Annotated in this window: 6 protein-coding genes; 3 read left to right on the top strand and 3 right to left on the bottom strand. The window is 67.5% G+C overall.

All coding sequences use genetic code 11. The annotated features are described in order from the left end of the window. The 3 genes from phbB to VFL64_RS04745 form a co-directional block, all read left to right on the top strand. Positions 1 to 577, top strand: a 577-nt coding sequence (gene phbB / locus VFL64_RS04755) for an acetoacetyl-CoA reductase (RefSeq protein ID WP_489539236.1), incomplete at its 5' end; no start/stop codon positions are given. A 98-nt stretch (positions 578 to 675) separates the two neighbouring features. Beyond that, positions 676 to 1470, top strand: a complete 795-nt coding sequence (gene trhO / locus VFL64_RS04750) for an oxygen-dependent tRNA uridine(34) hydroxylase TrhO (protein ID WP_489539235.1) — start codon at positions 676 to 678, stop codon at positions 1468 to 1470. Beyond that, positions 1457 to 2359: a pseudouridine synthase gene (locus tag VFL64_RS04745; RefSeq protein ID WP_489539234.1), complete on the top strand. Its 903-nt coding sequence runs from the start codon at positions 1457 to 1459 to the stop codon at positions 2357 to 2359. The genes trhO and VFL64_RS04745 overlap by 14 nt, the downstream gene beginning before the upstream one ends. Here VFL64_RS04745 and asd read toward each other — a convergent pair. Genes asd through map form a run of 3 tightly spaced genes read right to left on the bottom strand, consistent with a single transcriptional unit; the run spans position 2297 to position 6666 of the window. After that, positions 2297 to 3148 carry an archaetidylserine decarboxylase gene (gene asd, locus VFL64_RS04740; RefSeq protein WP_489539233.1) on the bottom strand — a complete coding sequence of 284 codons (852 nt, stop codon included), beginning with the start codon at positions 3146 to 3148 and terminating at the stop codon, positions 2297 to 2299. The two genes, VFL64_RS04745 and asd, sit on opposite strands and share 63 nt — an antisense overlap. Before the next feature lie 53 nt (positions 3149 to 3201). Next, the gene (locus tag VFL64_RS04735; RefSeq protein WP_489539232.1) at positions 3202 to 5838 is read right to left on the bottom strand and encodes a [protein-PII] uridylyltransferase; all 2637 of its coding nucleotides are present in this window, start codon (positions 5836 to 5838) and stop codon (positions 3202 to 3204) included. A 3-nt stretch (positions 5839 to 5841) separates the two neighbouring features. After that, positions 5842 to 6666: a type I methionyl aminopeptidase gene (gene map / locus VFL64_RS04730; RefSeq protein WP_489539231.1), complete on the bottom strand. Its 825-nt coding sequence runs from the start codon at positions 6664 to 6666 to the stop codon at positions 5842 to 5844. Between the last annotated feature and the right edge of the window lie 116 nt (positions 6667 to 6782).

The following is a 6782-nucleotide window of genomic DNA, read 5'->3' as shown; positions in this document are numbered from 1 at the left end:
CCACGCCTCGGTGGGCAACGTGGGCGATTGGGATTCGACCGTGGCCGCCTTCCAGAAGACCAAGGCCGAGGTCGGCCCGATCGACGTGCTGGTCAACAACGCCGGCATCACGCGTGACGGCATGTTCCGCAAGATGAGCCGTGCCGACTGGGACGCGGTGATCGAAACCAACCTCACCAGCCTGTTCAACGTGACCAAGCAGGTCATCGAAGACATGCTCGACAAGGGCTGGGGCCGCATCATCAACATCTCGTCGGTCCACGGCGAGAAGGGTCAGTTCGGCCAGACCAACTACTCCGCCGCCAAGGCCGGCATGCACGGCTTCACGATGGCGCTGGCGCAGGAAGTGGCCAACAAGGGCGTGACGGTCAACACCGTGAGCCCGGGTTACATCGCGACCGACATGGTCAAGGCCATCCGCCAAGACGTGCTCGACAAGATCGTGGCCGGCATCCCGGTCAAGCGCCTGGGTACGCCAGAAGACATCGCGTCCATCGTGTCGTGGGTGGCGTCGGACGAATCGGGCTTTGCGACTGGTGCCGACTTCTCCGTCAACGGCGGCTTGCACATGGGTTGACCGGGTGTCGCCCCGGCGAACGCCGGGGCCCACTCCAGGCAAGTCACGGCTTGCGACAATGTGGATCCCGGCGTTCGCCGGGATGACCAACCCGTCGCATGCCCTCCGTCTTCCACATTGCGTTCTACCGATTCGCCGCGCTGCAGGATCCTCCTGCTGTCGCGGCGAACTTGCGTTTGCTTGCCGCTGACCTGCTGGGCAGCGTGCTGGTGGCGCACGAGGGCATCAACGGCGTGCTGGCCGGGGAGGCCGCGGCGCTCGATGCATTCGAGCAGGCGCTGCAGCAGGACGCCCGCTTCACCGGCATGGCGTTCAAGCGAAGCGCCTGCAAGACGCCGCCCTTTGCGCGCCTGAAGGTGCACGTCAAGCCGGAGATCGTGGCGGTGGGCGTGCCGGGCGGCGGCGCGTCGCCCGGGACGCAGGTCGACCCGGCGGCGTGGCGCGAACTCATCGCACGCGACGATGTGGTCGTGCTCGACAACCGCAACAGCTTCGAGTACCGCCTCGGCCGTTTCAGGAACGCCATCGACCCCGGCGTGAGCAGCTTCCGCGACTTCCCGCGCTACGTCGAAGCCCATGCCGAGCAATGGAAGCGCGAGGGCAAGACCGTCGCCATGTACTGCACCGGCGGCATCCGCTGCGAGAAGACCAGTGCCTGGATGCAGGGCCTGGGTCTGCAGGTACGTGAGCTGGACGGCGGCATCCTGAACTACTTCCAGAGCCTGCCCGATGCTGCGCGCGAGTGGGAGGGCGAGTGCTTCGTCTTCGACAACCGCATCGCCCTCGACACCCATCTGCAGGAGACCGGCACCACCGCCGAACAGGTCTATGCCGGCGAGCCCGACGGCGAATGGCGCTTGCAGCGGGCCCGGCGTCTCGATGAGTCCGTCTGACGAGGGCGTGGGCCGCAGCTGCGTGGCCCTGCCCGAGGGGCCGTGGGCGACACAGATCGAGTTCCTCGTGCACCGCTTCCCGCGCATCCCGCCCGAGGAATGGATCGCGCGCATGCAACGCGGCGACGTGACCGATGCCCGCGGCGCCGCGGTGGCGCCGCAGGCGCCGTTCACGCCCCACGCCAAGCTCTACTACTACCGCCGCCTGCCCAGCGAGCCGCGCATCCCCTTCGAGGAGACGGTGCTGTACCAGGACGATCTCATCGTTGTCGCCGACAAGCCGCACTTCCTGCCCGTCACGCCTTCGGGCCGCTACCTGCAGGAGACGCTGCTGGTGCGCCTCAAGCGCAGGCTCGGCATCGACACCCTGGCGCCCGTGCATCGCATCGACCGCGAGACGGCCGGGCTGGTGCTGTTCACCGTTCAGCCGGCCACGCGCGGCCGCTACCAGGCGCTGTTCCGCGAGCGTGCGGCCGAGAAGTGCTACGAGGCCATCGCACCGTGGCGCGAGGGTCTGCCATTGATTTACCGCAGCCGCCTGGAAGAGGGGCATTCATTCATGACGATGCGTGAAGCACCCGGCGAGCCGAACGCCGAAACCCGCATTGAACTCATCGAACGCCTGAGCCAGCTGGCGCGCTATGGCCTGCGCCCGATGACCGGCAAACGCCACCAACTGCGCGTCCACATGGCGGCACTGGGGGTGCCCATCGTCAACGACCTCATCTATCCGGTGCTGCAACCCGACACGCTGCAGCCCGACTACGGCCGGCCCCTGCAGTTGCTGGCGCGCTCGCTCGCCTTCGTCGACCCGGTCAGCGGTGAATCACGCCGCTTTGAAAGCCGCCATCGCCTCGCCCATGCGGATGGCGCCGGCCGGCTGCCATGAGGGGTTGAACTGCAGCGGCCCCTTGGGGAAGAGCATCACCACGGTGGAGCCGAGCAGGAAGCGGCCCATCTCCTCGCCTTGCTTGAGGGCAATGCGCTTGTCGTCGTAGCGCCACTCACGCACCTGCTTCACACGCGGCGGGTTGACCACGCCGTGCCAGACGGTGGCCATGCTGCCGACGATGGTCGCGCCCACCAGCACCAGCACGAAGGGGCCGCGCGGCGTCTCGAACACGCAGACCACGCGCTCGTTGCGGGCGAACAGGCCCGGCACGCCGCGCGCCGTGGTCGGGTTGACCGAGAACAGCGGGCCCGGCACGTGGATCATCCGCGTGAGCCGGCCATCGCAGGGCATGTGGATGCGGTGGTAGTCCTTCGGTGACAGGTAGAGCGTGGCGAAGTGGCCATCGTCGAACTGCGTGGCCAGCGCGGCATCGCCGCCGACCAGGGCGGTGGTGGTGTAGCGGTGGCCCTTGGCCTGGAAGATCAGGTCGCGCTCGATGGCGCCGAACTGGCTGATGGCGCCATCCACCGGGCAGATCAGGTCGGCACGCGCCAGCGGGCGGGCCCCGGGCTTCAGTGCGCGGGTGAAGAACTCGTTGAAGGTGGGGTAGCTCGCGGTGTCGGGGTTGGCCGCTTCGCTCATGTTCACGCCGTAGCGCTTCACGAACCAGTCGATCACCCGGGTGGTCATCGCGCCGCCCTGGGCCCGCGCCGCCCGGCCGGCCAGGGCCGTGAGCGCCTGTTTGGGCATGAGGTACTGCGGCAGGACGGCAAGACGGTCGGACACGGCGGTCACCCAGAGTGTGAGAGGGCCGGAATTCTAGCCAGCCGGGGCCTGCATCAAGCCGAGATCGCGTCCAGCAACTCGGTCTCGATCTCGATCTGCGCCTTGTTCTGCTGCAGGGCCGAACCGTCGATCAGGAAGGTGTCTTCGACCCGCTCGCCCAGCGTGGTGATCTTGGCAAGCTGCAGGTTGATCTTGTGCTGCGCCAGCACGCGGGCGATGGAGTAGAGCAGGCCGGAGCGGTCGCTGGTCGAGACACCCAGCAGCCAGCGTTGGCCGCGCTCGTCGGGCCGCAGCGTCACGCGCGGCGTGATCGGGAAAGACTTGACGCGCCGCGACAAGCGCCCGCGCGAAGGTTGCGGCAATGGCCCTTCGGCCTTGAGTGCGAGTGTGGCCTGCGTCTCCACCAGCGAGATCAGGTCGCGGTAGTGCTGGTCAAGATTCGGGCTGATCACCTGGAAGGTGTCGAGCGCATAGCCGGCCTTGGTGGTGTGGATCTTGGCGTCGAGGATGTTGAAGCCGGCGCTGTCGAAGTAACCACAGATGCGGGCGAAGAGGTCGGGCCGGTCGGGCGCGTAGACCAGCACCTGCAGGCCTTCGCCCAGCGACGACAGGCGTGCGCGGACTACCGGCTCCTTGCTTTCGACGTGGCGGAACAGCGAGCGCGCATGCCAGGCGATGTCGCCCGCATCGTGGCGTACAAAGTAGCTCAGCTCCAGCGTGTTCCACAGCGGCACCTCGGTGCCGGGCAGCAGCGAGTAGAGGTTGAGCGTGTGCCGCGCCTCCTGCTTGCGCGCCTCGATCTCGGCGTCCATGTTGGGCCGCGAGCCACCCAGTGCACGCAGCGTCAGGCGGTACAGGTCTTCGAGCAGCTTGCCCTTCCAGGCGTTCCAGACCTTGGGGCTGGTGCCGCGGATGTCGGCCACGGTCAGCAGATACAGCGCGGTCAGGCGGCGCTCGTTGCCCACCAGTTTGGCGAAGGACTCGATCACGTCGGGGTCGCTCAGGTCTTCCTTCTGGGCAATGCGCGACATGGTCAGGTGGCCTTTGACCAGGAACTCGATCAGTGAGGCGTCTTCGCGGCCGATGCGATGGTCGCGGCAGAAGCGCCGCACTTCGGTGGCGCCCAGGTCGGAGTGGTCGCCGCCACGGCCCTTGGCCACGTCGTGGAAGAGGGCGGCGATGTACAGCACCCAGGGGTCGTCGAAGGTGGAGGCCAGCTGCGAGCAGAACGGGTACTCGTGCGCGTGGTCGGCGATGAAGAAGCGGCGCACGTTGCGCAACACCATCAGGATGTGCTGGTCGACGGTGTAGACGTGGAACAGGTCGTGCTGCATCTGCCCCACGATGCGGCGGAACACCCACAGGTAGCGGCCCAGCACGCTGGTCTGGTTCATCAGCCGGAAGGCGTGCGTCTGGCCTTCGGGCGCCTTCAGGATCTGCATGAAGGTGTCGCGGTTGACCGGGTCACGGCGGAAGTCGCCGTCCATCACCTCGCGGGCGTTGTAGAGCGCGCGCAGCGTGCGGGCCGACAGGCCTTCGATGCCCGGTGTCTCCTGGAAGACGTGGAAGGTCTCCAGGATGGCGTGCGGCTCACGCTCGTACAGGTCGTCGCTCGCCACCTCGAGCATGCCGGCGCGGTCGAGAAAGCGCTCGTTGATCGGCCGCATGGGCGCGTTCTGCGAGCCGTAGACGCGCTCCTCGATGTTGAGCACCAGGATCTGGTTGAGCTGTGCCACCGCCTTGGCAGCCCAGTAGTAGCGGCGCATCAGCACCTCGGAGACGCGCTGGCCTTGGGTGGCCTGGTAGCCGAAGCTTTCGGCCACGGCCGTCTGCAGGTCGAACACCAGGCGGTCTTCGCGGCGGCCGGCCACCATGTGCAAGCGGGCGCGGATCAGGCGCAACAGGCCTTCGTTGCGCTGCAACTGCTTCACCTCGAAGGGCGTGATCAGGCCCTTGGCGGCGAGCTCGGTCCAGCTCTTGCCGAGGCCCGCGGCACGCGCCACCCAGATCAGCACCTGCAGGTCGCGCAGGCCGCCTGGGCTTTCCTTGCAGTTGGGCTCCAGCGAGTAGGGCGTGTCTTCGTACTTCTGGTGGCGCTGCCGCATCTCCAGCGTCTTGGCACGCAGAAAGGCCTTCGGGTCCATGGCGGCCGCATGGGCACGGCGGAAGGCGTTGAACACGCGCTTGGAGCCGGTGAGGTAGCGCGATTCGAGCAGTGCGGTCTGCACCGTCACGTCGTTCTCGCTCTCGGCGATGCATTCATCGACCGTGCGCACGCTTGAGCCGATCTCCAGGCCGATGTCCCAGCAGGCGGTAATGAAGCCTTCGACGGCCGACTTGAGAGCGTCGTTCGATGACCCGGCCAGGCGCGCGTTGGCGAGTTCGTCGCCCGGCGGCAGCAGCACCAGCACGTCGACGTCGGAATGCGGGTACAGCTCGGCGCGGCCGTAGCCGCCCACCGCCACGAGCGCAGCACCGGGCGGCATCAGCGCGTGTTCCCACAGATCGAGCAGGGTCTGGTCGACGTGGCGGGCCAGGGCGCGCACCAGGCGTGTGGCGGCCGGTGCCGAGGGTCGCGATTCGCGGAAGTGCTCCAGCAGTGCGGCCTTGCCTTCGCGGAACTGCGCGCGCCGCTCGCTGATGCTGCGGGCGCCGGCAGGGGGCGCCCCGGGGTCCATCAGCGCCGACATGGCCTAAGCCGCTGCCGTGGCGGCTGCTGCGGTCACGAAGGCCGGCGGGGGCGGGCTGCCGGCCGAGAGCGTGAGCACCTCATAGCCCGTGTCGGTGACCAGCACCGTGTGCTCCCATTGCGCCGAGAGCGAGCGGTCGCGGGTGACGATGGTCCAGCCGTCGCCGGTTTCGCGGATGTCGCGGCGGCCGGCGTTGATCATCGGCTCGATGGTGAACACCATGCCGGGCACCAGCTCTTCGAGCGTGCCGGGGCGGCCGTAGTGCAGCACCTGCGGTTCCTCGTGGAACTTCTGGCCGATACCGTGGCCGCAGAACTCGCGCACGATGGAGAAGCCGGCGTTCTCGCCGAAGGTCTGGATCGAGTGGCCGATGTCGCCCAGGCGCGCACCGGGCTTGACCTTCACGATGCCCTTCCACATGGCCTCGTAGGTCAAGGTGCACAGGCGCTTGGCGGCGATGGAGCCTTCGCCCACGATGAACATGCGGCTGGTGTCGCCGTGCCAGCCGTCCTTGATGACGGTGACGTCGATGTTGACGATGTCGCCGTTCTTCAGCGGCCGGTCGTTCGGGATGCCGTGGCAGACCTGGTGGTTGATCGAGGTGCAGATCGACTTGGGGTAAGGCGTGTAGCCCGGGGGCTGGTAGTGCAGCGGCGCGGGAATGGCCTTTTGCACGTTCACGATGTGGTCGTGGGCCAGCTTGTCGAGCGCTTCGGTGCTGATGCCTGGTTTGACGTGCGGCGTGAGCATGTCCAGCACTTCGGAGGCGAGCCGGCCGGCGACGCGCATGGCCTCGACATCGGGGGCGGTTTTGATCGTGATCGTCATAGGTCGGAATTATCTCACCGGCCCCGTAAAATGCCGGGTTTCCACCGCCCAGGCCCTACATCCGGCCGGGCCACCCCTCAAACCGCACCGAGCCCCAGCGTGACTTCCACCCCCAA

Source organism: Rhizobacter sp. (assembly GCF_035702065.1).
GTDB lineage: Bacteria > Pseudomonadota > Gammaproteobacteria > Burkholderiales > Burkholderiaceae_C > Rhizobacter.
The sequence above is the reverse complement of the archived record's forward strand: the minus strand, read 5'-3'. Positions and strand labels throughout refer to the sequence as shown.

Coding starts and splice junctions, on each gene's coding strand:
- VFL64_RS04735 (WP_489539232.1), bottom strand. CDS start 5,838: ATGTCGGCGCTGATGGACCCCGGGGCGCCCCCTGCCGGCGCCCGCAGC.
- VFL64_RS04745 (WP_489539234.1), top strand. CDS start 1,457: ATGAGTCCGTCTGACGAGGGCGTGGGCCGCAGCTGCGTGGCCCTGCCC.
- trhO (WP_489539235.1), top strand. CDS start 676: ATGCCCTCCGTCTTCCACATTGCGTTCTACCGATTCGCCGCGCTGCAG.
- map (WP_489539231.1), bottom strand. CDS start 6,666: ATGACGATCACGATCAAAACCGCCCCCGATGTCGAGGCCATGCGCGTC.